Annotated in this window: 33 protein-coding genes and 1 pseudogene; 28 read left to right on the forward strand and 6 right to left on the reverse strand. The window is 44.4% G+C overall.

What is annotated here, in order from left to right:
- Nucleotides 1-558: 558 nt before the first annotated feature.
- From G3352_RS05635 to G3352_RS05645, 3 genes are all read left to right on the forward strand, one after another.
- Nucleotides 559-1,521, forward strand: a complete 963-nt coding sequence (locus G3352_RS05635; RefSeq protein WP_240342955.1) for an ATP-grasp domain-containing protein — start codon at nt 559-561, stop codon at nt 1,519-1,521.
- 31 nt (nt 1,522-1,552) lie between these two features.
- Nucleotides 1,553-1,936, forward strand: coding sequence for a hypothetical protein (locus tag G3352_RS05640; RefSeq protein WP_163754836.1), 384 nt, complete (start codon nt 1,553-1,555; stop codon nt 1,934-1,936).
- Between the two features lie 62 nt (nt 1,937-1,998).
- On the forward strand, nt 1,999-2,298 hold the full coding sequence (locus G3352_RS05645) for an SHOCT domain-containing protein (RefSeq protein ID WP_163754838.1): 300 nt from the start codon (nt 1,999-2,001) through the stop codon (nt 2,296-2,298).
- Between the two features lie 112 nt (nt 2,299-2,410).
- Here G3352_RS05645 and G3352_RS05650 read toward each other — a convergent pair whose 3' ends face one another.
- Nucleotides 2,411-2,839 carry a hypothetical protein gene (locus G3352_RS05650; RefSeq protein ID WP_163754840.1) on the reverse strand — a complete coding sequence of 143 codons (429 nt, stop codon included), beginning with the start codon at nt 2,837-2,839 and terminating at the stop codon, nt 2,411-2,413.
- 143 nt (nt 2,840-2,982) lie between these two features.
- Here G3352_RS05650 and G3352_RS05655 point away from each other — a divergent pair, with 143 nt between their 5' ends.
- Complete coding sequence (locus G3352_RS05655) at nt 2,983-3,195, forward strand: hypothetical protein (protein ID WP_090894809.1); 213 nt, start codon at nt 2,983-2,985, stop codon at nt 3,193-3,195.
- A gap of 66 nt (nt 3,196-3,261) precedes the next feature.
- Nucleotides 3,262-3,678 (forward strand): hypothetical protein, encoded by a 417-nt coding sequence (locus G3352_RS05660; RefSeq protein ID WP_163754842.1) that lies wholly within the window; start codon nt 3,262-3,264, stop codon nt 3,676-3,678.
- A 303-nt stretch (nt 3,679-3,981) separates the two neighbouring features.
- On the opposite strand, the gene G3352_RS05665 is transcribed toward G3352_RS05660, so the two are convergent.
- A complete protein-coding gene (locus G3352_RS05665; protein ID WP_163754843.1) occupies nt 3,982-4,950 on the reverse strand; it encodes a cation diffusion facilitator family transporter in 969 nt (322 codons plus the stop codon).
- Nucleotides 4,951-5,252: 302 nt separating this feature from the next.
- On the opposite strand from G3352_RS05665, the gene G3352_RS05670 reads away from it, so the two are divergent.
- The 13 genes from G3352_RS05670 to G3352_RS05730 all read left to right on the forward strand — a co-directional run bounded on the left by G3352_RS05670 (nt 5,253) and on the right by G3352_RS05730 (nt 15,813).
- A complete protein-coding gene (locus G3352_RS05670; protein WP_109999414.1) occupies nt 5,253-5,930 on the forward strand; it encodes a response regulator transcription factor in 678 nt (225 codons plus the stop codon).
- Nucleotides 5,927-7,303 (forward strand): sensor histidine kinase, encoded by a 1,377-nt coding sequence (locus G3352_RS05675; protein ID WP_163754845.1) that lies wholly within the window; start codon nt 5,927-5,929, stop codon nt 7,301-7,303. Before G3352_RS05670 ends, G3352_RS05675 begins: the two co-directional genes overlap by 4 nt.
- 66 nt (nt 7,304-7,369) lie before the next feature.
- On the forward strand, nt 7,370-8,494 hold the full coding sequence (locus G3352_RS05680) for an ABC transporter permease (RefSeq protein WP_163754847.1): 1,125 nt from the start codon (nt 7,370-7,372) through the stop codon (nt 8,492-8,494).
- Nucleotides 8,491-9,168 (forward strand): ABC transporter ATP-binding protein, encoded by a 678-nt coding sequence (locus tag G3352_RS05685; RefSeq protein WP_163754849.1) that lies wholly within the window; start codon nt 8,491-8,493, stop codon nt 9,166-9,168. The genes G3352_RS05680 and G3352_RS05685 overlap by 4 nt, the downstream gene beginning before the upstream one ends.
- Nucleotides 9,169-9,336: 168 nt before the next feature.
- Entirely contained in the window at nt 9,337-9,879 is a 543-nt protein-coding gene (locus G3352_RS05690; RefSeq protein WP_163754851.1) for an NUDIX hydrolase, read from the forward strand.
- Nucleotides 9,880-9,946: 67 nt separating this feature from the next.
- Nucleotides 9,947-10,450, forward strand: a complete 504-nt coding sequence (locus G3352_RS05695) for a DUF4275 family protein (protein ID WP_163754853.1) — start codon at nt 9,947-9,949, stop codon at nt 10,448-10,450.
- Between the two features lie 81 nt (nt 10,451-10,531).
- On the forward strand, nt 10,532-11,566 hold the full coding sequence (locus tag G3352_RS05700; RefSeq protein ID WP_163754854.1) for an alpha/beta fold hydrolase: 1,035 nt from the start codon (nt 10,532-10,534) through the stop codon (nt 11,564-11,566).
- Between the two features lie 77 nt (nt 11,567-11,643).
- Entirely contained in the window at nt 11,644-12,087 is a 444-nt protein-coding gene (locus G3352_RS05705) for a GNAT family N-acetyltransferase (protein ID WP_231952635.1), read from the forward strand.
- A 55-nt stretch (nt 12,088-12,142) separates the two neighbouring features.
- Nucleotides 12,143-13,120, forward strand: coding sequence for a GNAT family N-acetyltransferase (locus G3352_RS05710; RefSeq protein ID WP_163754857.1), 978 nt, complete (start codon nt 12,143-12,145; stop codon nt 13,118-13,120).
- A 3-nt stretch (nt 13,121-13,123) separates the two neighbouring features.
- Nucleotides 13,124-14,131, forward strand: a complete 1,008-nt coding sequence (locus G3352_RS05715; RefSeq protein WP_163754859.1) for an aminoglycoside phosphotransferase family protein — start codon at nt 13,124-13,126, stop codon at nt 14,129-14,131.
- Nucleotides 14,132-14,173: 42 nt separating this feature from the next.
- The gene (locus G3352_RS05720) at nt 14,174-14,467 is read left to right on the forward strand and encodes an RNA polymerase alpha subunit C-terminal domain-containing protein (RefSeq protein ID WP_079696416.1); all 294 of its coding nucleotides are present in this window, start codon (nt 14,174-14,176) and stop codon (nt 14,465-14,467) included.
- Between the two features lie 145 nt (nt 14,468-14,612).
- Complete coding sequence (locus G3352_RS05725) at nt 14,613-15,119, forward strand: DUF2569 family protein (RefSeq protein WP_163754861.1); 507 nt, start codon at nt 14,613-14,615, stop codon at nt 15,117-15,119.
- Nucleotides 15,120-15,198: 79 nt separating this feature from the next.
- A complete protein-coding gene (locus G3352_RS05730) occupies nt 15,199-15,813 on the forward strand; it encodes a histidine phosphatase family protein (RefSeq protein ID WP_163754863.1) in 615 nt (204 codons plus the stop codon).
- Here G3352_RS05730 and G3352_RS05735 read toward each other — a convergent pair.
- Complete coding sequence (locus G3352_RS05735) at nt 15,810-16,130, reverse strand: GNAT family N-acetyltransferase (RefSeq protein WP_163754865.1); 321 nt, start codon at nt 16,128-16,130, stop codon at nt 15,810-15,812. The two genes, G3352_RS05730 and G3352_RS05735, sit on opposite strands and share 4 nt — an antisense overlap.
- A gap of 277 nt (nt 16,131-16,407) precedes the next feature.
- Here G3352_RS05735 and G3352_RS05740 point away from each other — a divergent pair, with 277 nt between their 5' ends.
- From G3352_RS05740 to G3352_RS05770, 7 genes are all read left to right on the forward strand, one after another.
- Nucleotides 16,408-17,064, forward strand: coding sequence for a pyridoxine/pyridoxamine 5'-phosphate oxidase (locus G3352_RS05740; protein ID WP_163754867.1), 657 nt, complete (start codon nt 16,408-16,410; stop codon nt 17,062-17,064).
- Between the two features lie 21 nt (nt 17,065-17,085).
- The gene (locus tag G3352_RS05745) at nt 17,086-17,394 is read left to right on the forward strand and encodes a hypothetical protein (RefSeq protein ID WP_205524722.1); all 309 of its coding nucleotides are present in this window, start codon (nt 17,086-17,088) and stop codon (nt 17,392-17,394) included.
- Between the two features lie 68 nt (nt 17,395-17,462).
- On the forward strand, nt 17,463-18,032 hold the full coding sequence (locus G3352_RS05750) for a GNAT family N-acetyltransferase (RefSeq protein WP_163754869.1): 570 nt from the start codon (nt 17,463-17,465) through the stop codon (nt 18,030-18,032).
- Nucleotides 18,033-18,064: 32 nt separating this feature from the next.
- A complete protein-coding gene (locus G3352_RS05755; RefSeq protein ID WP_205524723.1) occupies nt 18,065-18,691 on the forward strand; it encodes a hypothetical protein in 627 nt (208 codons plus the stop codon).
- A 125-nt stretch (nt 18,692-18,816) separates the two neighbouring features.
- A complete protein-coding gene (locus G3352_RS05760; protein ID WP_163754873.1) occupies nt 18,817-19,785 on the forward strand; it encodes a radical SAM protein in 969 nt (322 codons plus the stop codon).
- A gap of 204 nt (nt 19,786-19,989) precedes the next feature.
- Nucleotides 19,990-20,979, forward strand: a complete 990-nt coding sequence (locus tag G3352_RS05765; RefSeq protein WP_163754874.1) for a phosphodiester glycosidase family protein — start codon at nt 19,990-19,992, stop codon at nt 20,977-20,979.
- Between the two features lie 2 nt (nt 20,980-20,981).
- Complete coding sequence (locus G3352_RS05770; protein WP_099855051.1) at nt 20,982-21,995, forward strand: bifunctional glycosyltransferase family 2/GtrA family protein; 1,014 nt, start codon at nt 20,982-20,984, stop codon at nt 21,993-21,995.
- Nucleotides 21,996-22,136: 141 nt separating this feature from the next.
- On the opposite strand, the gene G3352_RS05775 is transcribed toward G3352_RS05770, so the two are convergent.
- The 3 genes from G3352_RS05775 to G3352_RS05785 are packed head-to-tail and all read right to left on the reverse strand — an operon-like array spanning nt 22,137 to nt 25,012.
- Nucleotides 22,137-23,594, reverse strand: a complete 1,458-nt coding sequence (locus G3352_RS05775; protein ID WP_090808442.1) for a PTS transporter subunit EIIC — start codon at nt 23,592-23,594, stop codon at nt 22,137-22,139.
- Nucleotides 23,595-23,624: 30 nt separating this feature from the next.
- A complete protein-coding gene (locus tag G3352_RS05780; protein WP_063564075.1) occupies nt 23,625-24,131 on the reverse strand; it encodes a PTS sugar transporter subunit IIA in 507 nt (168 codons plus the stop codon).
- Nucleotides 24,128-25,012, reverse strand: coding sequence for a PRD domain-containing protein (locus tag G3352_RS05785; RefSeq protein ID WP_244552152.1), 885 nt, complete (start codon nt 25,010-25,012; stop codon nt 24,128-24,130). Before G3352_RS05785 ends, G3352_RS05780 begins: the two co-directional genes overlap by 4 nt.
- Nucleotides 25,013-25,290: 278 nt before the next feature.
- Between G3352_RS05785 and G3352_RS30835 the strand changes: the two are divergent.
- From G3352_RS30835 to G3352_RS05795, 3 genes and pseudogenes are all read left to right on the forward strand, one after another.
- Nucleotides 25,291-25,446, forward strand: a pseudogene (locus G3352_RS30835) (IS1380 family transposase); the annotation flags it as partial.
- Between the two features lie 116 nt (nt 25,447-25,562).
- Nucleotides 25,563-25,991, forward strand: coding sequence for a VOC family protein (locus G3352_RS05790; protein WP_163754875.1), 429 nt, complete (start codon nt 25,563-25,565; stop codon nt 25,989-25,991).
- 20 nt (nt 25,992-26,011) lie between these two features.
- A complete protein-coding gene (locus tag G3352_RS05795; RefSeq protein WP_063564077.1) occupies nt 26,012-26,338 on the forward strand; it encodes a DUF962 domain-containing protein in 327 nt (108 codons plus the stop codon).
- Nucleotides 26,339-26,355 lie beyond the last annotated feature (17 nt).

The raw sequence follows: 26,355 nt of genomic DNA on the forward strand, positions 1-26,355 counted from the left end.
ATTCTACAGGGTCACCTTTTTAAGCCTCATTGTTATCTCTAGTGATCATCATCTGCTGTTAAGAATCCGACTCATTCTGAATGCATGAGGTATCTTAATAAAGCGAAGAATCATCTTATTCTCAAAAAGCGTGTGCACCTATTTCCAGTTACATATTTCAGTGAGGGGATCAGCCATCTGCTAGCTTCGTACATTGAGTGACAATGCCGACTACATTTTAATTCATAGCCGATTCTATTTAGAGATTCGGCGTTTTTTTCATAGGGTGGAATGTTGTTTACGGGCTAGTGGATTTTCTAGTTCCAACATGGACCATTAAACTCTCAGTTGCATTTCCGTCAACAAGCAGGTCGATACGTGTAACTTCCCTGACTAGTTGTTGTCACTGGTGCAGTATTTTCAGGAGCAGAACCCTGCACTGGACCAGAAGAATTAAGTTTGCTACCACAGCCTAGCGCTAGTATGCTTATGGTACAAATAGTGATAGCCAGATAGAGTTTTTTAAAGGTGCTTGTAATCAGTGGGTCGATGTTAGCCAAGACGAGTCGGGAGAGAAAAATGACGATCTGGCCGGCACAGCGGGATCAGTCTGTCGTGGGGACCGGTACGGTTGGTTTCGATATTGATGAGATACCATGGACTATAGACACCTTTGATGAAGAAAAAGAGTTTATGCTACGCATGATTACCACTGCAATCACCGAAGCAGCGTGGACGAAATTATGTTATGAACCACGTAAAGATGGGGTCATACAATGTTTTAGTGAGGAGGAGAATCCGATGAGAGCCTATATACAAACTAATAACAATGGAGACTTCTATAATGTTAATGCGTTTATTGCTAATGAAGGCTTCAGTTCATTGGGTTGGGAAACCATTAAGTTTTTTGATTTACGAGAGATCCAGGATCATAGCCCCGAAAGCCTACTAGTGGGAGGCATAGGCAATGTAAGAAAGCGTCTAGAACAATTAGGATTGGGAAGAACACAAGGAGAAATAGATTATCCAACTGCCTTAGCAGGTTACCTGAGAAGAAAAGTATGGAGTACAACGATAAATGATCTTTTTCAAGATAAAGAAAGTTGGAACGTGTTCATCAAACCCAAGGATACTACCAAAAAATTTGCAGGAAAAGTGGTGAAAGAATACATCGATTTTATTGGACTTGTGGAAGAGAACGAGGATACTAGCATATGGTGTTCCGAGATTGTTGATTTTAAGACAGAGTGGCGTTGCTTTATACGTTACGGAGAAATTCTGGATATCAGGCGATATAAAGGAGCATGGGATTCAACGTTGGATTCTAGCGTTATTGAGAAAGCAATCAGCGATTTTAAGGATGCACCGGCTGCATATGGAATGGATTTTGGCGTAGATCAAGAAGGAAATATGAAACTGGTAGAGATCAATGACGGCCATTCTCTAGGAACCTATGGAATCAGTCCAGTAAACTATGCGAAATTCCTCTCAGCCAGATGGTCAGAATTAACGAGTACCATAGATTATCTAAGAACCTTATAGACAAATGGAGATTGCCGGAAAGGAAGAGCACATGCGAAACTCCAAATTCACACCGTATTTAAGTTTCATAGGTTTTGGTTTAGTCATTTTGACCTTAAGCGTGAATGTAAGCTTTAAGCTAGGAATTGAGAAAGGTTTGGATGAAGGTTCGCTTATGCTGTTGTCAGTTGCTAATGCAGTGTTACTGGTATACCCATTGGCGTGGGGATTATTTGCAGTACTTGAGTTCTATATGTTATGGAAAGAAAAACAAAAGATCAAGTCTAAGCTGGAACGCGGAAAAATGAACAAAGAAGAGTGCTTGGATCAGATCAAGAAAGTTAAGACCAGCTTGGGAATCAACATCAGTTATATTGTGATCCTGCTGTTTCAGCTTGGATACGTCATTATTAACTGGGACGAGGTTGATGTTTAGTCTTCTGATCGGCCTTCCTGTTTTTGAATAGAAGGATACATAACATTTAGGAGGAATATTCATTGAAAGCATTATCGATCATCAGCCTTATTTGGTTCGTACTTAATTCTTTATTAATAGCAGTTTTTTTTCTAGATAGTTCGCAAGAAAGTTCGGATGCCGCAGCAGGAATGGGAATTCTGGGTGTCTTGTATGGTCTGTTTTTCTCAATTCTAGCTCTGATCATATCTAGCAAGAGAAAAAAGGCTCCGGTGAATGTTCATGAACAACTGCTACAGTTGGGTGAATTAAAAGAAAAGAATATCATCTCGGAATATGAATTTGATCAAAAGAAAGAGAAGCTGCTTTCCAAGATTAAGTAGTTCAGAGACAACTACATACAAAAATAATGGAGGCTCACCTAAGATAATAGTTATCAGGGTGGGTCTCCATTATTAATAAATATCTTCGTTAATTAAATGATCTAAATCGACCTTACTCGTTCGTAATATTTAACGTTTCATCGGTAATGGTCTTACCATCACTCCCCAATGCCTGAACAATCACATGGTGATGCAAAGACTTACCCACAATATCCCAAGTTATCTTCCAACCATCGTCCTCGTTGGTATCATACCCAATAAGTTCTCGTTCTCCCCAAGTCTCAGTTCCTGTTGGAACGGCCCAGAAAAGAAGTGTTTCCGCGTTAGTGGCCTCTACTGTCACATTTAACTCTGTGCTATCTGTAGGAACTACAATCCAACCTTCTTTTTCGGGATAGTTAGTCTCAACATTTGCAATCATGGGCATAGCCTCATTTCTTGGGATAACCTCAGTGTCATGATTTTCAGTAGGAACTTCTGAAGCGCAGGCTGTGAGAAGAAGGAAGAGCAGAAGCAACGGGAAAAATGCTCTATTTCTCATGATTATTACCTCTTTCTATATAGTGGCATTCACAAATCCTCCAGGGTAATTCCGTCGCACGTGGTTTGACAATACGATATATGCATGTAAACATAACAGTTAATCAAATACAGTTTAATATAAGTAAGGAGTTGTCAATCAGGATGGAATTCTTTGGAGCTCTTATAGCGTTGATCCTATGTTTTATTGTGTTTCTTATCGTTGCTGCAGTTATACGTTATGCTATAGATTCATCAAAAACATCGAAAAGACTTGAGGATCTAATAAAAGAAGTACACTATTTGAGAACTGAAATTAAAAAACAAAATAACAATAAACAAGGCGATAATAAATATATTATTGACGAGAAAGTATAGTATAGGTGCCTATTCAAGAAGCAATACCTTGCATCATGCAGGTCGTTTTATGGAAGGAGGGTTAAGATGCAAAGTGATTTCATTGAGCTCTTGGAAGAAAGTGATGAGAGGTACAAATGTTATGTTTTGAAAAATACAGTCCAAATATTTAAGCAATCCAAAAAGGATGAAGATTTAAAGGATGTCCGAATCTATATATCGACGACTATTCAGTTAGATGCAATTGCTGATGTAATAGATTCATATCTTCAATGGTTTACGGAGTGTGAGGCCGTATTTCGAAATTACTATGAGAACGAACTTCGTGAAAAAGTACATAAGGATTGGTTTAATGAAATTGAAGTATATCAAGTAGATATCACATTTAATAGTAAAGAGGACTACGGAGCAACAATAGCCTGTGGAGACAATGTGTTACAAGGTCACATCATGATTATTGATTTTGATCGAGAACATATCCAGGCTATCCACTTAAATGGATAGGCTAATTATATATACCATCTATGATGATATTTTGTAGTCTATTGTTTTCTCTTAGCTCCAGGTAGTTAAGAAATAGGAGGAGCGTTATCAGTACAAGGATCACAGACGCGAACTTTTGGAATTTCCCCATGGTAGATTTAACCTCCCCGTTATATTAAGTAAATTACGTTGTAAAACAAGTTAATTCGATACTGCCATCTGTATTACATAACACCCGAAAGGAATTAAAGTTACGTGCAAAATGAAAAACAGGACTATTCCTCTAACGGGAATAAGTCCTGTTTCTATTTACAACTGCTCATCTCAATGATGATGATGCGCATGAGCATCCGGTGCGTCACCTTTGACGGTGCATAATACCGAGGTGTCGTGAAGATGCTTCTCAGACTCGACTTGCAAGGTCACATGTTTGATTTCCTTATGCTCCAGCAGATGTTCAATCTTCTGAACAAGTACCTCAGATGCGTATACATCCATCGTTCCATCGACCACGATATGAGCGGTCAGCGCATTCAGGTTGCTGGTAATGGACCAGACATGCACATCGTGGACGCCTTTGACGCCATCTACTTTCTGAATGGTTTGCACAAGGTCATTCACATCGACATTCGCTGGCGTTCCCTCCATCAAGATATGCAAGGATGATTTGGTGACAAAGAATCCACTGCGCAGAACCAGTACAGCAACAATGACACTCGCGAGTGGATCGGCCCATCCCCAACCGAAGAACATCATGAGCAAAGCCGCAGCAATGGCGCCAACCGATCCCAGCATATCACTGATGACATGGAGATAAGCACCGCGCATATTCAGGTTTTTCTCTGTATCGCTACCACGCATCATGATCCAGGCAACCAAAATATTGATGAGTAGTCCAATGGTACTGATGATCAGCATGCCGACCGTTGCGACTTCTGGCGGATTAATGAATCGCCCAATTGCTTCATAGAAAATGTAAAGAGAGATGGCGATTAAGGTGACCCCATTTAACGTGGCTGCCAAAATCTCAAAGCGTCTGTACCCGTACGTTTTGCCTGTGTTCACCGTTTTTTCGCCAAAGGTGAACGCCAGCAAGGCGATCCCCAAAGCTATGGAATCAGACAACATATGACCTGCATCGGAGATGAGGGCCAAGCTGTTGGTGATGAATCCACCAACGGCTTCAACTATCATATAAACGGTAATAATAATGAAGGAAAACAACAGTACTTTCTTGTTATTGGTATTACCATGATTGTGTCCATGGTCGTGGTTGTGATGATGTCCGGACATATGAGATCCTCTCCTTTGGAGCCGTGCTCCGTTATGTAATTGATTTCTTTTGTAACTAAAGTGATCCTCGACAATGATAAAGTGCTAATACATGAACATATGAGCATTTATTCATATGTTATGGTTTTATTATAGATGTGCCTAATAATAGTGTCAACCAGATTTGAGAAAATATAAACATGCCCGCGGGGCCTCATTGCATGTACGCTGGCGATTTACGGTGCTTTTGTGCTACCATCTGTGCAGGATCAAAGTCGCGAATCTATATTATTGGAACTTACAGAAAAGGGGCGGACAACAATATGAAGAATCTGCTTCTGGCGGACGACGACGCCAATATTAGAGCACTCCTCCGGCATGTCATGACCAAGGAAGGGTATCGGGTGCATGAAGCACAGGATGGAGTGGAAGCGGTCAAGGTTATGCAAGCAACGCCGATCGATCTGGCGATTCTGGATGTGATGATGCCAGGTATGGACGGACTGGAGTTATGTGATTTTATTCGGCAACATTATGACATTCCGATTATGCTGTTGACAGCACGGGATCAACTATCCGACAAGCGGGATGGGTACTTGAGAGGTACAGATGAATATGTGACGAAGCCATTTGAACCCGAGGAACTGGTCTACCGGGTTAAGGCATTATTTCGCCGTTACCATCGCACGTCCAGTGATATCATTCGCATGAATCGCATCGTGATTGACCGGAACAATGTCGAGGTCTCCGATGGGCAATCCATTCTCTTTTTACCAATGAAGGAGTTCGAGCTACTCTCTCAACTTGCTCAGTTTCCGGGGCGCTTATTCTCGCGCGATGAACTGATTCGGTTAGTCTGGGGTGCGGATTACGAAGGAGATGATCGCACCGTGGATGTACATATTAAGCGGCTGCGTGATCGTTTTGCCGATTATGCGGATGATTTTGTCATTCAGACGGTACGGGGGATTGGTTATAAGATTGAGGTGAAAGCGCATTGAGATCACTGTACTTTCGGGTGTTTATGATTACAATCGCGGTGATTCTGGTCAGCGCCATGCTGGGTTTTCTTTTATCCAATATTTATTATCATGCGAAGCTGAAGTCTTTCAATGACGAGAAGTTAGTTGGCATTGCGGCGCAAATGAAGCAGTTTGTAGAGCAGGAACCAGCTACGGTAGAGCATTATCTGAACAATGCCGCAGAACTCGGTTACGAAATTTATGTGACGGATGGAAAAGGGAATGACCAATTCTATGGCCGTGAATTCCGCCAGAAGGATCTGGATAAGCAGGCTGTAGAGCAGGTGCTCAGTGGTGAGATATACCACGGCGTCGCTGAGTTTCCCAGCAAACCTTTCATTACCGGTTTCTTCGATAATCAATTGAGCAATACCGTTGGTGTTCATCTACAGATGGGCAATGCAAGTTATGCGTTGTTTATGCGCCCGGATGTCATTTTGCAATTCGGTGAGCTGCGTATCTTTTTTGCGTTGATTGGAGCGTTTACGGTGGGCATTAGTATCCTGCTCTTTATAATCAGTACCCGCTATCTGGTGAATCCGATTGAACGTCTGTCCGAGGCGACCAAACGCATTGCTCAAGGAAACTATAATCTGAAATTGTCCACGACTAGGCGTGATGAGATTGGACAGCTGGCCCAGCATTTCATGACCATGAGTCGTGAATTGGAGCGAGTGGATCAGGCACGACAGCAGTTTGTATCCAACGTATCTCATGAGATTCAATCGCCGCTGACCTCGATTCAGGGTTTTGCCCAACTGGTCGCGGATCGGGATCTGCCTGAACTGGAACGGGAGCACTATGCCTCCATTATTGAAGAGGAGAGCCGCCATCTCTCGTTGCTCAGTAAACAATTGCTGCTGTTGTCCTCTCTGGAACAAGGTCATGAGGATTTGACCAAAGTGAGATTTTCTCTACGAGATCAATTCCGCCAAGCGGTTCAGGTGCTGCAATGGCAGTTGGAAGAGAAAGAACTGCTGCTCCGGATCTCGGTACCCGAATCCATTCAACTCTATGGCAATGAAGTGCTGCTCATGCAAGTATGGATGAATCTGCTGGGTAATGCCGTGAATCATCTTCCACAGGGGAGAAGTATCGAGATTCGTGCAGAAGAGACCAATGCCCAGTGCGTGATCCATATTCGGGATACAGGAGATGGGATTGCGGCAGAGCATTTACCGTTCCTGTTTGATCGTTTCTACCGAGTAGACCGTGCGAGAGAACGTTCTTCCGGCCGAACCGGACTTGGGCTTGCCATTGTGCAGAAAATTATCCGCATTCATGACGGCACGATTGAGGTCTCCAGTTCGACCGAAGGAACGGTCTTTACCGTGACGCTCCCGCAGATGTAATCTGTTATTCATTTGCCGTTCATTTTCGCCTCCTATACTTGGGTTATCAAGAGGAGGTCAGAGAATATGTACTTGGCTATTAGAGAGATGAGGTTTGCCAAAGGGCGATATGCATTAATTGCTACAATTATGGTGCTTGTATCATTTCTGGTTTTGTTTGTCACAGGTCTGGCACAGGGGCTTGCGTATGACAACGCGGCATCCATCAAAAATATGGCAGCAACCCATTTTGTTCTGGAGCAGGATTCGAATCATCGTTTTACCCGCTCTCAGGTGAATCAGGATCATCTGGAACAGACACGCTCCGTTGTGGGGCAAGAGAATGCTGAACCGCTGGGTGTAAAAATGACAACAGTCAGTCCAGCTGGCGATACAAAGAAGATTGATGTAACGCTATTCATGGTGAACCCGGAAGGTTGGCTGGCTCCAACCGTAACGGAAGGCTCTCCAATTACGGATCTGAAAGACGGGCAGGTTGTAGTAGATCAAAAGCTGTCTGAATCTGGCGTGACGATTGGGACGGAACTGGTCGATCAAGCCTCGGGAACGAAGTGGACCGTAGGTGGATTTGTGGAAAATGAGTCCTTCAGTCACTCACCGGTTGTGTTCTTAAACGAGCAGGAATGGCTCGCTATTCAAGAAGGTTCTCGTACTTCGCAAGGAACAGCAAACTCTAATGCTCCGGTATACAATGCGATTGCCGTTAAAGATGCAGGTGAGAAGGTAGACAGCCTCAGTTCCGCTTTGCCGAATACGGAAGTGATTACGAAGTCCGATGCGGTATCCGCTATTCCTGGGTACAAGGAAGAGCAGGGCTCACTGCTCATGATGATTGCCTTTTTATTTGTCATCTCGGCGTTTGTGCTTGCGGTATTCTTCTACGTCATCACGATTCAGAAAACGAGTCAATTTGGTATTTTGAAAGCCATTGGAACGCGAAATTCATATCTGGCGGGCAGTGTTTCATTGCAAGTATTGCTTCTGTCCATCGGCAGTCTGGTGATCAGTGTGCTGTTGGTTCAGCTATTTGAATCGATCTTGCCAGCTTCAATGCCGTTTCAATTAAGCTTGTCCACCCTGGCACTAACCTGTGTGTTATTCGTGGTGATGTCTATGGCGGGTTCGCTATTCTCGGTGTGGAAGGTTACCAAAATTGATGCGCTTGATGCGATTGGGAGGACAGCAGCATGAGAAACCGACTGGTATTGCAGGGAATTACACAGACATTCGAAGATGGTGGGGTCAAACGGACGATATTGGATAAATTGGATCTTAAGGTGGCCGAAGGAGAGCTCGTCGCGGTCATGGGGCCTTCTGGCTCAGGCAAAAGTACATTTCTGTCCATCGCAGGTGCACTGCTTGAACCGACGGAAGGACAGGTTATGCTGGATGGCGCATCGATTATGGGCAAAAACAAACAGGACATTTCCGATGTACGGCTCCAGCAACTCGGGTTTATTTTTCAAAGTGCCAACCTCATTCCGTATCTGAAAGTGGAAGAACAACTGATGGTGGTCGCCAAGCTCGCTGGAACGGACAAAAACAAGGCAGAGAAGCGGGTCGATGAGCTGCTGGATACGGTAGGTTTATCGCATCGTCGTAAGGCATATGCCGAGAAGCTTTCCGGCGGAGAACGCCAGCGGGTTGCCATTGCCAGAGCTTTGATGAATGATCCAGCCGTCCTGCTCGCGGACGAACCGACAGCCAGTCTGGATGCGGAACGCGGACTAGATATTGTGAGCATGATTGCACGGCTCGTGAAGGAACAGGGTAAGAGTGCAGTCATGGTTACGCATGATGAGCGGATTTTGCCGCTATGTGATCGGGTTCTCTTTTTGGAAAACGGGAAACTGGTACACCATTAGTGGTCAGAGTGAATAGTATAGACATTCTTTAGTTCAACTGAAATGACAATAGAAGGTCCATGGATTCCCGATGGGAAAAGTGGCCTTCTTTTTTCTTTTTTGATCTATAATGAGAGATAGAACTTATAATGGAAGATTTATTTTACATAGAGAGGATCGGATAGAAAAATGAAGACTTTGGATCGGGAACAGTTCCCGGCGCTCAGCACATCGATTCACTGGGGAATTGTTAAAGCGGAGTTTAGATTGAATGACATCGTGGATGAAACGCTGGTAAGCAATGTGAGCATTATCCCGTTTGTGGGGGAACGAGTGGTTGTTTTTCAGATCGATAACGGAAAATGGGAGCTGCCCGGAGGAACGTTGGAGGTAGGAGAGAAGTATATGGATGGACTGCAACGTGAAGTGATGGAGGAGCTCGGAGCCAAGTTGATCACGTATCGGGTGTTTGGGCAATTTCATTGCATGTCGAGCGCACCTGAGCCGTATAGACCGCATATTCCACATCCTCATTTTGTGAGAATTATTGGCTATGGAGAAGTTGAGCTGGTCGGTAAACCATTGAATCCGGCAGATGGGGAACAGGTAATTGCTGTAGAGGTTGTGGAGATTGGTGAAGCGATTAAGAGATTTGAAGAACAGAATAGATATGATATCGCGGAAATGTACCGATTAGCCTATTTGCTTCGAGAAGAAGCAAACGGTGAGTAGCTGGAATGCTAGTGTATTCTAAATCTTAAATCTTAAATCTTAAATCCAATAAACTTCGGAGGTTATGATGATTAGAGATGAAATTAATGAGCTGTTGGATGCTCTACCGGACCATGAACTGAACGTGATTTACTCGCGAATCGAGCTTGTGCACCGCAAATATATGTATAACAAAAATTTGGAGGACAAGGGGGTCCTTGTGACTGAATTGTGCGAGGAATCCGAAGAAATGATACAGAAATGGGATAACACATTTGCCAAGAACATCAGTGAAGAGGTAAAAGAGGCTATCTATTATAGCCAGTACAAGTGGCATATGTTCAGTTATGAGAAACAGGATTGCCTAACAGACGATGCAGCACGAGATGCTTTCAATGCCGAAAATAAAAACGAATTGTATGTCATGTATCAACATACACCATTCATACAGGTATTTCAGAATGCGAATAAGGTCATCGCAGAAGATTTTGATTCGGAACAGGATATTTATATTTTTGACCAAGCGTTCACGTGGACGTATGTACATACCCATGAATCCAGGTGCGGACCGTATTTTTATAAAGTGAAGTAACAAGGAGCAGTAAGGAGTCACGAGTGAGGAGTTTGGAGTCTACTTAATAAACACACGAATATCTGCCGGAGGAGCCATCTGATGCGTAAGAGGTCGATTAAAATATTCAGACGCGCCATGCTTAGTATTCTTTTACTCGTAATAATCGCACTAATCTTTCCCACTTGGACCCCTGGGATCAAGGGAGAGAATAGTATCAGCACATTAGGACAGGTTGAGATCAATGGTGCAGGTCATGAGGTTATGATTCGCGGTGCGGATCGGAACAATCCTATCCTTCTTTTTGTACATGGTGGCCCTGGTTGCTCCGAGATTCCTTATGTAAGAAAGTATCAGCAGGAGCTTGAGCAACATTTTACCATTGTGCATTATGATCAACGTGGAAGCGGAAAGTCATATCATTTCATGGAGGATTATTCGGATGTGACTTCAGATGTGCTTGTAGATGATTTACTGGCTTTAACGGATTACGTCACTGCTGAACTGGAGCAAAGAAAGGTTACGCTGGTCGGTCATTCATTTGGTACATACATAGGGACAAAAGCGGCGGCCAAAGCACCTGAAAAATTCGTTGCGTATGTAGGTATTGGACAAGTAGCTGATACTGTGCAGAGTGAGTTGGATAGTTTGGAATATACGATCACACAAGCGAAACAAGCCGACAGTACAGCTGATGCGGAAAGTCTGGAACGTCTTCGGAATCCGATTGAGCGAGGCGAGAAATACACACCAAGAAAGTTGGTTCGCAAATACGGCGGTACGGCTAGGCTTATTGATGACAACAGGGACTATATGCTCGGCTTTCTTTTGGGAACCGAATATAATGCACTGGATGTGATTCGCTATTCCATGGGAGTGCAGGCTACACAGGAAATTCTCCTGAAGGAGGAGTCCACCAACCATTTGCCAGATATTGTAGATCAGCTGGAGATACCGACTTATTTTGTTATGGGAAAGTATGATTATATGACGTCTGTGGATGCGGCAAGGGATTATTTCGATGAGCTTGGAGCACCCGAAAAAGATTTTGTTGTATTTGAAGAATCGGCTCATTACCCACAGTTCGAGGAGAAAGAACGATTTGCAGCGTGGTTGATGGGGGTATTAAACTTTTGAATAAGCGAGGGATCTTGATGGAGCAAATTAATACTAAACTCATAACTAGACTTGCGTTACCGGAGGAAGCTTCCATTGTGTTGAACCTATGGCAGGAGTCTGCCCGATGGCTGAACTCCAAAGAGATATTTCAATGGCGTCCTGAGTATTTCAATTTGGAACAAGTAAATGAATTCATGACGGATGGATCTGACGTATATCTTGCTGAAATAAATCATGAAATCGTAGGGACGTATACCTTAACGTGGTCAGATCCCCTGATTTGGGAAGAGCTCGACAACACCAATTCCGGATACATACACCGATTTGCAGTGAATAGAGATTTTAAAGGGCAAAATATAGGCCTGCTCCTTCTAAAATCAGCAGAAGAGAACATTAGGCAAAAAGGTAAAACTTTGATCAGGCTGGATTGCATGGCAGATAACCTGAGACTTAATCAATACTATAAAGACTATGGATTCCAATACATTCGCAGAATGAAACAGGGGAACTGGAGTGCCAGTCTGTATGAAAAACAATGATGGTGTCTCTATCGACTTCATTAAACCCGTAAGTGTATAAAAAGGGGGACTATTCATGCTTTTATCCTATCAACCAATGAAAATAGTTGATGCAGAAAAAATCGCTACCTGGAAGTACGAACATGAATATGCGATGTACAGTTTCTCTGAATCCAATGAAGATATTCAAGAATTGATGAATGGGGAGTACTTTTCAGTCATGGATGAAATGGAGAGGGTAGTGGGATTTATTTGTTGTGGGGAATCAGCACGTGTACCGGGAGGAACCTCAATCGGACTGTATCAAGAAGAAGGATATCTGGATATAGGCCTTGGATTAGATCCAGATCTGACAGGGCAAAAGATAGGATCGGTATTCCTTAAACAAAGTTTAGCATTCTTGCAAAACCAATTTAATAGTTCTCATTTTCGACTGGTGGTTGCCACATTCAACGAACGAGCAATTAAAGTGTATGAGCGGATAGGCTTTAAAAGAGATAAGGAGTTTTATAGCAAAGTGCATGACGAGGACATGTTATTTATCAGTATGAAAATGGAAATGCCCTGCTACTCTTTTGAAGAAATAACGGAACAGGATTTGACTGAAGTCAGAGAAATATATAACTACTACGTTTCCAACACGACCATCTCATTTCATACCGAAGAATTGACCCTGGAAGAAATCAAAGCATCTGTCATAAACAAAAATCCGCGCTTTAAATCGTTTGTCATTAAAGAAGAAAACGAAATTAAAGGGTATGTGCTAATTACTCAATACAAGAGCAAACAAGCCTACGACTTCTCGGGAGAAGTAACCATTTATTTGAAACCGGATATCGTAGGGAAGGGTATTGGTGGAACGGCACTGGGATTTATAGAGAATGTTGCGCGCGAGCAAGGGTTCTACACCTTGATTGCTACGGTATGCATGGAAAACACACGCAGCAAGTCCCTGTTCGAAAAGCATGGGTATGAGCAATGTGCGATGTTTAAAGGCGTGGGATATAAATTTGATCGCAGATTGGATATTGGTAGTTTCCAAAAGGTGTTGTAACGTATGAATAATATTCAATATAATCTAAAATTCGAAAAACTCGTCGCTGAATTAGAACTTGGTGAGTTGATCAGTACACCCAAGGCAATCTCGGGTGGGCTTTTACATCGCATGTATGCCATTGAAACTACACATGCCAAATATGCTGTGAAAGCACTGAATCCTCAAATTATGAGTAGACCTACAGCTATGCAAAATTATATTCAAACCGAAAAAATAGCAAACGTGGCAGCAAATTTTATCGATGCTCAACCTGCCAAAGTGATAAGCGGTTCTTCGATGCAGATCTTAGATCATCAATGTTATCTTATATTTGACTGGCTTGATGGTAAAAGTCTGGAGCTTCATGAAGTAACCGAAACCCATTGTGAGCATATGGGCATGATTCTTGCGGATATTCATAAAACTGATTTTTCACAGCTTCATATTCCTGACCTTCAGTTGGATGATTCCAAAGAAACCGATTGGAATGATTATTTAACCAAAGGGCAGACAGAAAATTCGGATTGGACAATCTTATTAGCTGACAACATTCAAAAGCTCTATGAGTGGAGTACCCAGGCAAAAAAAGCATCAGTAATGCTGGCCTCAAATACAGTTATTAGCCATAGAGATCTTGAACCTAAGAACGTGATGTGGCAGCAGGACAACCCCATCATTATTGATTGGGAATCAGCGGGTTATATCAATCCGATGCATGATCTGGTGGAAACAGCGATGTATTGGTCTGTAGATCAGACCGGAAACGTGGGCAAAGAAAGGTTCTTGGCTTTTATAAATGGATATCGGTCTCGAGTGGGGAATTTAAACGCCAATTGGAGAAGGGTTCTCGATAATGGTTTTTCCGGAAAATTGGATTGGCTCGAATACAGTCTAAAACGCTCTTTGTGGATTGAATGCACAGACGATGAAGAACAACAAATGGGAACATCACAAGTTACATGGACTATAGAGGCTTTAAAACAATATGAGGATATGATCTCAGATGTTGAGAACTGGTTGAGTAGCTAAATCCGAGATAATTGTTATCCGATACAGGAAGGGGTGACTAACATGGCAAACACTAAAGGAACACTAAGAACATGCGAACAAGGGCATTCCTATTACAAAAGTAGCGATTGTCCAACTTGTCCGGTATGTGAGAAGGAACGGAAACCGAAAGAGGGATTTCTCTCATTGCTGTCGGCACCCGCTAGACGTGCGCTGGAGAACCAGGGAATTACGACATTACAGCTACTCTCGCAATACACAGAAAAAGAGATTTTGAAGCTGCACGGGATCGGGCCTTCTGCGATGCCAAAACTTCGACAAGCACTTGAAGAAGAGGGATTATCTTTTAAAGAGTAACCCTCTTTTTTGGTCAATGGCTTTAATTGGAGAAATTGGTATCGCATCACTTCCTCGCATTGTATAATAATACAGTTGTGTAAAAGTTTACACGAGAAAGAGGAGTCATCTCAGAATAACAAAACAGAATAGGAGGTGTTATTTAGTGGAACCACAAATTGAAGAAAAGAAGGTTGATTATCGACCTTTGGGTATATCAGGACTTGGGGGATGGTTGATTCTTGTCCATGTTGGACTTTATCTCACCATCATTATGCTTGTTGTGCAATTATTTCAATACCTTGTACCTTCAATGACGAGAGAGACTTGGGAGCTCTTAACTTCCAAACAATCTGACTATTATCACGCATGGTGGGGCCCGGTTCTCATTTTTGAAACGGTATATAATGTGCTATTTTTAGTATTTAGCGTATACACGCTGATTACGTTTTATAGAAAGAAATCGATATTCCCTCGTCTTATGATTATGTTTTACAGTGTCAGTCTAGCCGTGGGCATCATTGATTATCTGTTGTTACTTCAGATTCCTATGGCGGTAGAACTTGAGGATGGAAGTTCGTTAAAAGGGATAGGTAGGACGGTACTCACCTGTGCCGTATGGATTCCTTATTTTATAAAATCAGTTCGAGTTCACAATACGTTTGTGAAATAAAAACATAAGCCCCGACCTAAGATGGAAGATCTAGGGCCGGGGTTTGTTATAAGAGGATTCAAATAGAGGAGGAGATATCTTGAAGATTTTCTTAGTAAGGCACGGCATGGATGAGGAGGGTTACAGAGGTGGTTGGAGTCAGCGAGGGCTCATTGAGGAAGGTATTACTCAATCGGCGAGGCTCGGAGATTACCTGTACCAACATTCAGAGCAATATAAGATAAACACGGTGATTAGCAGTGATCTTCCGCGTGCAGTACAGACTGCCAAAGAGCTTGAAAAAAGACTGTACATAAAGGGGCTTTATCTGAAAGACTGGAGAGAAATGAACAACGGAGATTTGGCTGGAATGCCAAATAAGGAAGCAGAAGTGAAATATGCAGGAGTTTATTTTAACACCCTTGGAATGGACACCCCGTTTCCAGGAGGAGAAAGTCCTCGGAATTTTTATAACAGAATATGTACATCCTTTCGGGATTTATGCCGAAGTATAGAGGAGCAACAGATCAAATCGAATGTTCTACTGGTCACGCACGGCGGAGTAATCAACATCCTTTATTATCTCTTAGGAAACCAAAATTGGACCAATACATCGGAGTTTCATTCTATTGGGAATACCAGTGTCCATACGCTTGAAAAAGGGGTAAATGGTTGGGAGTTTTGCAGCATGAAAATGATGAATCATCTGGGTTAGAAAAAGGAAATACGCATAAGCTGAATCAAAGTCTTCATTGCTGCCCTGCCATAACCTTTTCCTTGATGCTTCTCGTCAATCATTATGGCAGGAATCCAGTAGTTATCATCCTTGTCTGGCTTCGCACAGAATACGAGAAAACCGACTAAAACCTCTTCCGAGTAAATAGCACGCAATTCAAAATCATCAACATATTTAGATTCAGCAATCCAATAAACGACAGGTGCAGGAAAGATATTAAGCTGTTCTGGCTTAACTTTAAGCTGGGTACATTCACACCAATTTTCATTAGACACTGGCTTTAATACAACTACCATACAAAACTCCTCCCAAATTTTACTTCGCAGAGGAATTTATCCTCTGCACTTACTTCGTATTCTTCCTAAAAATCATTGCAACATGGTTATTCTTCATACCACATCACTCCTTTCGAAATGAAAAGCTCTAATGTAGTTTATTTGATTTTTGCTTAATATATCCTTCTTTTATCAGGGGAAATAGATTGAACATATCAATTATTTCAAAACAAATAGTTGAGTAAATGGCCTATTACGCTACAATGGAATGAAATGGAAGTATAAGGAGGTTGCCGAGATGAGTGATAAACCAAGTGATTTGTTGCGTGGGTTGAAGTCCTTGTCTGGACCTTTTCCAGCTTGGAATACCGAGCTTTTACCGGATCGACCAGGGGATCTTTTTCTGGAATGGCTGAGACTGGCTATAGATTACGGGGTGAAAGAACCTCATGCGATGACGATTTCGACAGTGGATTCGAATGGTTTTCCGGATGCACGAGTATTGATTTTGAAAGACGTGGTTGACGATGCTTTTTATTTTGCATCTGGCTCGGAGAGTCGAAAAGGACAGCAGCTGGAGAACAATCCGTATGTGGCACTGACCTTTTACTGGCCTACATTGGGCAGGCAGATCCGCATAATGGGAGACGCCGTGGATATGGGCGAGGAAGCAGGTGCAGCGGATTTTCGGAAAAGATCGATAGGGGCACGCGCAGTTGCGATGACAGGACGACAGAGTCAGGAGCTGGAGAGCGAGGAAGAATTGGAACGCGCCATTGCCGCTCAGAAAGAGCGGATCAGCCGAGATCCTGATGTTGTGACACCGAATTGGAGACTGTACGCCGTGAACGCAAAGGAAGTTGAGTTCTGGCAGGGAGACCCGGAGCGAAAGCATGTGCGAATCCAATATGTTCTGCAACATGGGCAATGGAAGCACCGGCGATTATGGCCGTGATTTGATAAAGGGGGAGTATTGATGAGTCGTAGAACTACAGGGACACTGCTGCTGGTCATAGCGGCATTTCTATACGGTGTTCGATATTTGAGTGCTGCCATTTTTGGTTCTGGAGTAACTTCGTGGGATTCGGACTTGTTTCAGGAGTTGCTGAATTATGTTGGAACCGCTCCGCAAAGTTGGAGTATAGCTGCTTTAATCTTGGGCCTGTTCTATTTAATATGGGCGGAATATGAAGCAACCAGCTCCAAAACCAAAGAAAGTCTCAAGCGTTTTGTGAGTGATGGAATTGTAGATCAAGAAGCGGAAAGCCAGAACAAAACAGAATAACGGGATAGTGTGATTCCTTATCAATAACGGTTGTTAAACTAATTTGAATAAGCCGGGGAGGCATGCATATGAAGTCCATTGAAAGTTATTTTGACCCATTTCCGATATTGGAAACAGAACGCTTGCTCCTTAGGCCCATTACCTATGCTGATCTGGATGAGATGTACCGTTATTGCGCGGTTCCTGTGGTATCGGAGTACACAACTTGGGACGCACATCAGAGCAAGGAGGATACCAAAGTCTTTATTGATTTTGTCATGAGTCGATATGAGGTAGATAAGCTGGGGCCATGGGGAATCGAGGATAAACAAACGAAGAAGTTGATTGGCAGCTGCAATTATTTAGCATGTGACAGCAACAGTATGAGGGTGGAATTAGGTTATGTGTTATCCAATGAGTACTGGGGCCAAGGAATCATGACGGAAGCGGTTAGCCGAATCATTCAATTTGGATTTGAAGACATCGGGTTGGAACGAATTCAGGCTAAATGTCTGGTGGGTAACATCGGTTCCGCAAAGGTCATGGAAAAGACAGGCATGAAATTCGAAGGGCTTTTACGGAGTTACATGAAAATTAAAAACGAAATGCAGGATTTGAATTTGTATGCGATGACCAGAGAAGATTTTCAATCGTTATAACCTGCTGAACATGTTTGAAAGGAATGTTATTGTTGACCAAAGGAATACTATTTGTTGTTCTTTTTATGACTCTTTTAAGTACCTCTGAAGTATCCGATAGTCTTTCCGAAGTCTCTAATCTGCCTCCTGCGACTACGATACTTACAGAAGAAGAATTTAAAGTTCAGAATAAAGCAAAGAATATCACCGTTAAAATCGGAGATACTCGAGCAGAGGTTGAGCAGCAGTTGGGGAAACACGTGGATTATTATTATCATACGAATGTTTACCAGTATAAAGGTATGTGGATTCATTACAAAGAAGGAATTGTGGATGGAATCGTGATCGATGATGCGGCAGCAAAATCAAAAAAATATAAAACGCCAAGTGGCATAGGCTATGGAAGTACAATTCAAGAAGTAATCCAGCAATACGGAAAGAAAGCCTTTATTGATTCTAATCAAAGAAAAGTACGCACGATTACGTATCTCATGGAGAGAGATAAACAAGGCAACTACAGTGTAATAACATCATTTGATAAATTCGTACTTGAAGGTGGCTATGAAAATTTGATGATTTTATCCATGGTGCTCGATCAGCAAAGTCGTGTGTCATTCTTGATGATTGCAGACTATGAATTTGCATATCATCCTGAGCATAGATGGACTGAAACTCAATAAAATGGCTGGGGGTTACTCTGTTCTTCACATCCCAACGTACATAATGTCATATCGAGCATCGACCGGGATCCGCTATAATCTCCAAGTTGAAAAAACATGGATAAGGAATCGGGAGGTACATTAAATTGACAACGAAAAACAGATATAAATCACTTGAGCTTGAAACACCCGGCGTATATGAACTGGAAGGACTGGAGGTCGGCGTGACCTCCAATTGCAATTACAAATGCGACTATTGCTGCGCCTACAATCGGGACGATGGGCAATGCATCAGCGGTCAGGAGGTTATCCGAATCATCCGTGAGCTTCCGCGGCTCAAGCGGGTGCGTTTGTCCGGGGGAGAGGTGACTCTGAAATATCAGGATTGCCTGGAGATTGTGACGTATTGTGGGGAACATGGCATCGACACGCAATTAAATACCAATGCCAGCCTGCTAACGGAAGAACGAATTCATGCTTTGCGGGATGCAGGCTTGTCCAATATTCATATATCTTTTAACTATACAGACCGGGAGGCTTATGCAGCCTATTACCGTGTACATCCGCGCATGTATGAGCGATTGGAGCATAACATTCATCTTTGTACTGAAGCGGGGCTGGAAACTGTGCTTGAAACGCTGTTATTCGAAGGAACCCAAGCGAACATGCAAGCTATTAGCGATAAAGTCTATGAACTGGGTGTGCGCATCCATGAGATTCAGAACAGCATCGTGATGCCACACAGTAAATGGAGCAAGATTGCCTCCAAGGAGTCCCTCATCCAGTCCGTAAATGATCTGATCAAGCACAAGAAAGAAGATACGACATTATATTTTACCTGTATGGATCGTTTCGCGGAGCAATTGGGGTTACGAGAACAACCGGGTGTGTATTTCTCCAATTGTGTGGATGGGACGAAGCAGCTGCATTTACACGGTAATGGGGATATTCTCATCTGTGAGTTATGCCACCCAGTCGTGATCGGCAATATCTACGAGGGTACGTCTTTGAAGGATATTTATACCAAGCAGCCACAAGCGTTAATGGATTATCTAGAAAAGCAGCCCTGCCCTGCATACGATGCTCTTTTTGCTGGTGAACAGTCCCGTTTATAGAAAGTTGTTTAGCATCGTACTTGTCCCTATTTAGGGTACATATATAGATTGAGATCCATCATTATCACTTATATGGAAGGTTGTCTGATTTCCTCTCGGGGGAAAGGATGACCTTCTTTTTTTGCGTTCAGCCTGTTTCAGATTCATTTAAGCTAGCCCGCCTATGATGAGCCTTAAGAACTTAGAAGAAGAGGTGAGCTTCACATGATGAAGATCTATCCAAAAACCAACGAGAAAGACCCATATAAAAATGCAAAACCAAGGCGCAAATGGCTGATAATCACCCTTGTTATTGTTCTGGGAATTGGTACCGTGATATACAGTCTGGCAGATCGCTACTTAATCCGGCATGTACAGGTTGTTGTAGCGGATGACAATACATCATCAGCAACCAGCACCTCCAATGATACTTCAACCCCGACCACTGAAGTAAATGCAACGTCAGATGACTGGAACTATTCCAGCGATGATATGCAGGTCAAAATCGACAAGGTGCAGACGGGGTCCGGCTCAGATCAGATTACGTATTACGTCGCAGATGTACAGCTGACAGATGCGAGCAGCCTGCGCTCGGCTCTGGCAGATAACAGCTTTGGCACGAATATTACCGAAAACACTTCAGAGATAGCATTGGCCAACAATGCCATCTTTGCTATCAATGGTGACTATTACGGCTTCCGTGATGATGGCGTAATTATCCGCAATGGTACGGTATATCGGGATGATCCGGTGCGTGATGCGATGGCATTGTTCAGTGATGGCACGATGAAGACATATAACGAGACGGAAGTATCCTCATCGGAATTGCTGGCTGAAGGTGCGACCAATACGCTATCTTTTGGACCAATTCTGATTCAGGACGGTGAGATTGTAAGTGACTTCAGCAGTGTGAAAATCGATAACAACTTTGGCAACCGGTCGATCCAGGCTGCCAATCCGAGAACTGCAATCGGCATGATCGCCCCGAATCATTATGTATTTGTTGTGGTTGACGGCCGGCAGGATGACAGCCGTGGCATGACGCTGGCAGAGCTTGCCGATGTCATGAAAGGTCTTGGAGCAACGGAAGCCTACAATCTGGACGGCGGCGGTTCATCCACAATGTATTTCATGGGTCGGGTTGTTAATAATCCGCTGGGGAGAAACCAGGAACGCGGCGTAAGTGACATCCTTTATCTGAAAGAGGGACAATGATCATGACTATATTAATTCCATCATACGAACCGGATGTTCGTTTATTGAATCTCGTGTTGCAGTTGCAGACGTTTCAGTTAGGACCCATTGTCATTGTAGATGATGGTAGCGGACCAGGTTACAGGGGGATTTTCGAGACGGCAGAAGCCTATGGGTGTACAGTCCTGACACATACAGTTAATCTGGGCAAGGGACGTGCACTCAAGACAGGATTTCAATATATTAAGGAACATGGCCCACAGGGCGGTATTGTGTGCGCAGACAGTGACGGACAGCATCTACCGCATGATATCAAACGCATCTTTGATGTACTATTGGAGCAAACGAACCCGGGGATTGTACTGGGGAGCCGTCGGTTCAGTGGAACCATTCCAGCGCGTAGTCGTTTTGGCAACACGGTCACACGAGGTGTCTTTTCTCTCACGACAGGTACGAAAGTATACGATACACAGACAGGCCTGCGAGGTTTTCCGTACTCGATGCTGGACTGGCTGTGCCAGATACCGGGGGAACGATTTGAATACGAAATGAACATGCTGCTAACAGCACATAAAGAAGGGTATGAGATTACAGAGGAGTTTATTGATACGGTCTATCTGGATCATAACAAATCTTCTCATTTTCGCCCATTGGTAGATTCATTCCGCATTTATATGCCGATTCTGATGTTCAGTACGTCTTCGGTGTTATCGGCCTTGATCGATTTTGGCTTACTGTTCGTGATCCAGTACTTCACGCATAATCTGTTCCTATCGGTCGTTGCAGCGAGACTGTGCAGCTCCATCTTCAACTATACGATCAATCGGAAATATGTATTTTCAGCTGGAAAAACGTCCAGAGTCCGTCAGTCTTTACCGAAATACTTCTCATTGGTCATTCTGGTGCTGTTATTAAATTACGGATTGTTGTACTTCTACAATGAAAAATTGATTATCCCGCTGATTGCAGCCAAGCTGTTAACAGAGGTATCGATCTTTGTGTTCAGCTATTGGGCGCAGCGCAGATTTGTATATTAACTTTGTATATTAAAACTCATAGACCACAAGAAGACACGGCCACTCAAAAGAATATCATGCGCTTCTTGGTAATAAAAAAGGTCGAGAACAGGGTAAAGCATACCCCTGTTCTCGACCTTTTGAACTCAAGGAGGACGAGCGTTACATCAGTTTCTTAATCTCATCCTTCAGAATTTCGGACTGGGTGCCGAAGATGACCTGCACAGCTCCGCCACCAAGCCTCATGATGCCGGAAGCGCCAAGCTGTTTGAGCGCCTGGTCGTTGACGGCTTTGTCGTCTTTAACAACAAGACGGAGGCGAGTGATGCAGGCATCGATGCTCTCGATATTATCTGTTCCACCGATCTCGGCGAGCACTTTGCCAGCCTTGGTGTCGCCAGACGCCGCTGCCACGGCGGAAGCATCAGTGGGGCCATCGGCATCATAAGCGTCATCCTCGCGCCCCGGCGTTTTCAGGTTGAACTTGAGAATCATGAACCGGAACAGGAAATAATAGACGACCGCAAATGCGAGTCCGACTGGAATCATGAGCAGCGGATTGGTCGATAGCTTCATGTTCACGAGGTAATCAATCAGACCTGCGGAGAAGGCGAAGCCCAGCTTAACATCCAGCAGGTACATGATCAGGGCCGCTACACCGGTAAGAATAGCGTGCACCACATACAGCAGAGGCGCCGCGAACATGAAGGAGAACTCGAGCGGCTCGGTAATACCCGTTAAGAACGAAGCCACCGCTGCGCCGATAAAGATCGAAGCGACCATTTTCCGCTTTTCAGGCCGGGCTGTATGAATCAAGGCAAGCGCCGCCGCCGGAAGAGCGAACATCATAATCGGGAAGAAGCCAGACATGAACATGCCTGCCGTAGGGTCTCCGTTGAAGAAGCGGGTCAGGTCCCCGTGCACGACTTCCCCGGCTGCATTGGTATAATCTCCGATCTGGAACCAAGCGATGGAGTTGAGGACATGATGCAGACCGAGCGGGATGAGCAGGCGGTTGGCGATCATGAACACCATGGAGCCAACGCCTTCAAAGCCTACAATCCAAGCGCCGAAAGCGCCGATGGCATCCTGAATCGGGCTCCAGACCATGCCGAACAGGATGGCCAATACCAGCATGGAGCCGGCGGTGACCATCGGCACAAAGCGTTTGCCGGAGAAGAAGCCGAGCCAGTCAGGAAGCTTGATATTATGGTATTTTTTATACATATAGGCTGCAAGCAGTCCGGCAAATATCCCACCCAATACGCCCATATCCAGCTTGACATCGTCAGGAATATAGCCGAATACACCTGGAACGGCTCCCAGAATCCGCGTCAGCACCATATAAGCGATCAGGGCGGAAAGAGCGGCGACCGCATCCCCCGCCAGTCCGATTGCCACCCCGATGGCGAAGATGAGCGCAAGGTTGCCAAAGATCGCCCCCGCTCCCTCATTCATGAATGGAACTACATACTGATTGAGAAATCCCCCTATCACGGGTCCAAGCGGAATGTCCTTTTCATAATTAAGAAGACCCAAGCCTTGAAGAATACCTGCTGCAGGCAGGGTTGCTACAGGAAGCATCAGGGATTTCCCTAGCTTTTGCAATGCTTTCAGCATATTGTTCTTCCTTTCTTTTTTAGATTCATGTTATTTGGGCAAGCTGACTTTCATGATAGTTCCCAAGCCCGCTTCTACGTTGCCATACGTCGGGTGTGACTCCCACGGCTGTTCTGCCGCATTCGCAACGATGACAGGGGTGATGACCGGATAACCAGCCGAAACGATAGCATTCAGGTCAAATTCGATCAGGGTCTGACCGACAGCGACCTGATCCCCGGTCTGCACTTGGGGTGTGAAGCCCTGTCCTTTCAGACTGACAGTATTCATACCGATATGCAGCAGCAGCTGTAGCCCAGAAGCATGCTCAATCATTACGGCATGATGCGATTTAATCAGGTGCACCACAGTGCCGTCGATAGGTGCGACCAGCCTGCCCTCCTGGGGAATCACTGCAACTCCTGGACCCATTAGTCCTTGCGCGAACGCTTCGTCAGGCACTTCTTCCAAACTGACGCAGGTTCCGGTGAGTGGGGAGACGACGGATATTGTCTCAGATGTTTTGGCAGATTTATTGTTTTTCCATTTCCAGATCATTGTGTGTTATCCTCTCTGTTGTTGGTTTTGGCTTGGGTTTGAAAAAGCCGGTATAAATGCATGGCGAGAAAAGCCGTTTCTTCCTCGGGTACCTCTGTACCCAAATCCTCGGCCATTACAGCACTTAGCTTTCTGGCCAGCTGGTATTCGGACGGATATTCATTTTTCACATATTGTGCGAAGGTGGGGGCCGTCATCGGCTGCTGATACAGGCGTTCCATGGAGAAGCGCAGGTGTATCAGGAGTCTTGCCTGGCTAAGGCTGCCCTGCTCAAAGCGAACGCCACCCTGCTCTTCAATAATGGACTGAAGCTTGCTGATCACATTGGATACCTTAACCAACTGTCCGACAGGGACGTGATTCACGGAGGAGTACACATGGTATGTCAGGAACCCGGCCTCATCCTCCGGTACCTCTACGCCAAATGCCTCTCCGATCATGGCCGCCGCTTCCGAGGCGATTTCGAATTCTTTCGGAAAACTGAGCTTTGTCTCCGTGAGGAAAGGATTCAGAATCTCCATCCCGTTGCGGATACGATATAAGGTGAACTGAATATGACTTGGAAGAGCAAGGTAGATCTTGTCATTCAGCTTGCCAGGAAACTGATCAGCGATGAGACGGATAATCTGATCAGAGATGTCGATGACATTGGGGTCCAAGTCCTTCATCAACTCCTGCGCCTGCCCCCACTCCTCCCGGTCCTCCAGCCGGAACCTTTTCTCAATCCGCGGATCATCGGACTGAATGGTGCTTTCCACCTTGAACGCAAATCCCAACCCTTTGCCGATCAGTACGTACTCCTTGGTATTCTGGTGCGACCGGGCCAGAACAATATTGCTGCCGACGACCCGCTCCACCTGCAGCATCATTCCTTTACTCACGGTTCACCGCCTCCTCGTTTCTAAAGTTAACGCTTCCAGGTCTCCGGAACGCAAAAAGAGCCAAGAAGCGAGTATAGTCTCATGTTCGCTTCTTGGCTCATGCCCTCTGGGGTGGTAACACGCCAATTCATTTTATGTTTTTATGCAGAACGTTCTTCCTACATAATATAGAAGCTGATCTGCCGCCGTCAACCATAATTTTGTCATCCGTCTGTTCGTCGTTTAATATAGGGAATGTGTAAATGAAAAGCTACCTTCGCCATGAAAGACTGATGCGGGGAAGTAACTGCGTCTATTCGGCTTCGATGCTCATGGATTATCTGACGGACTGCGCGCTTCTCGGGCACACCCGCTTTCTGCATATGGGCGCTTTTCAATCCGATCCAGGCTATCAGATGGTCAAAGAAATCAAGCGATTCCCGGACGAAAGCACGTGACGAACGGCCTCAATCCCCACTATCAAGGTCGTCCTTCGTATAAGGTATGGCAGGAACGGGAGAACTCATCCACACTCCGAATTCATGTTAAAAAGATATGGGAGGAATAATTTATGGTTCCACAACGAGTGAGTCTGGTCACCATTGGTGCAATGAATTTGCCTGAGCTGCGTTCGTTCTATCAGAAGCTTGGGTGGAGTGAGACCGCAATCAGTTCAGATCAATACAGTGTTTTTGAAACAACAGGTGTATTGCTATCGTTATATCCCATTCAGGAGCTGGAGAAAGATACGGGGATGATATTCAGTGCATCTGATGGGTTGAAAGGAACGCTGCTGGCCATCAATGTGGATCAAGCGGAAGACGTTGACGATACCATTGTGAATATCCGCGCTGCCGGAGGCAATGTAATCAGAGAGCCATATGACGCTGCCTGGGGCGGGAGAATCGCTTATTTCCTGGACCCGGAGAATAACTGCTGGGAAGTCACTTGGAATCCAACCGCCGTATTTGATGAAAAAGGAGCCATGATCACATTTTAGGGTGAAATGAGTGTGACCGGATGTTGAATCGTGTTCGCAAAGATTTGCGTTATTATCTTCAGGAACATCAGGATCGGAACAACCTCATCTTGCATTATTTCGCATTTTTATCGGCGTTTGCGGCTTGGATTTTCTTGTTTATTAATTTTAAAGTCATGCTGGTTCTGGCACTTATCCATTACGCCCTTTCCTGGATTGGGCACTTCTATTTCGAAGGCAACAAACCGGCGGCATTCCGATATCCGCATATCGGTTTTTATGCCGGGTTCACCTGGTTTTTTATCAGGACCATTGAGATCATCACCCGCAAAGAAATCATCCATCCGTGGATCAATAAACAGGACTGAAACCAGCAGGAGTCGAA

The organism is Paenibacillus sp. ALJ109b (assembly GCF_010747435.1).
In the GTDB taxonomy this organism is placed as follows: Bacteria; Bacillota; Bacilli; order Paenibacillales; family Paenibacillaceae; genus Paenibacillus; species Paenibacillus taichungensis.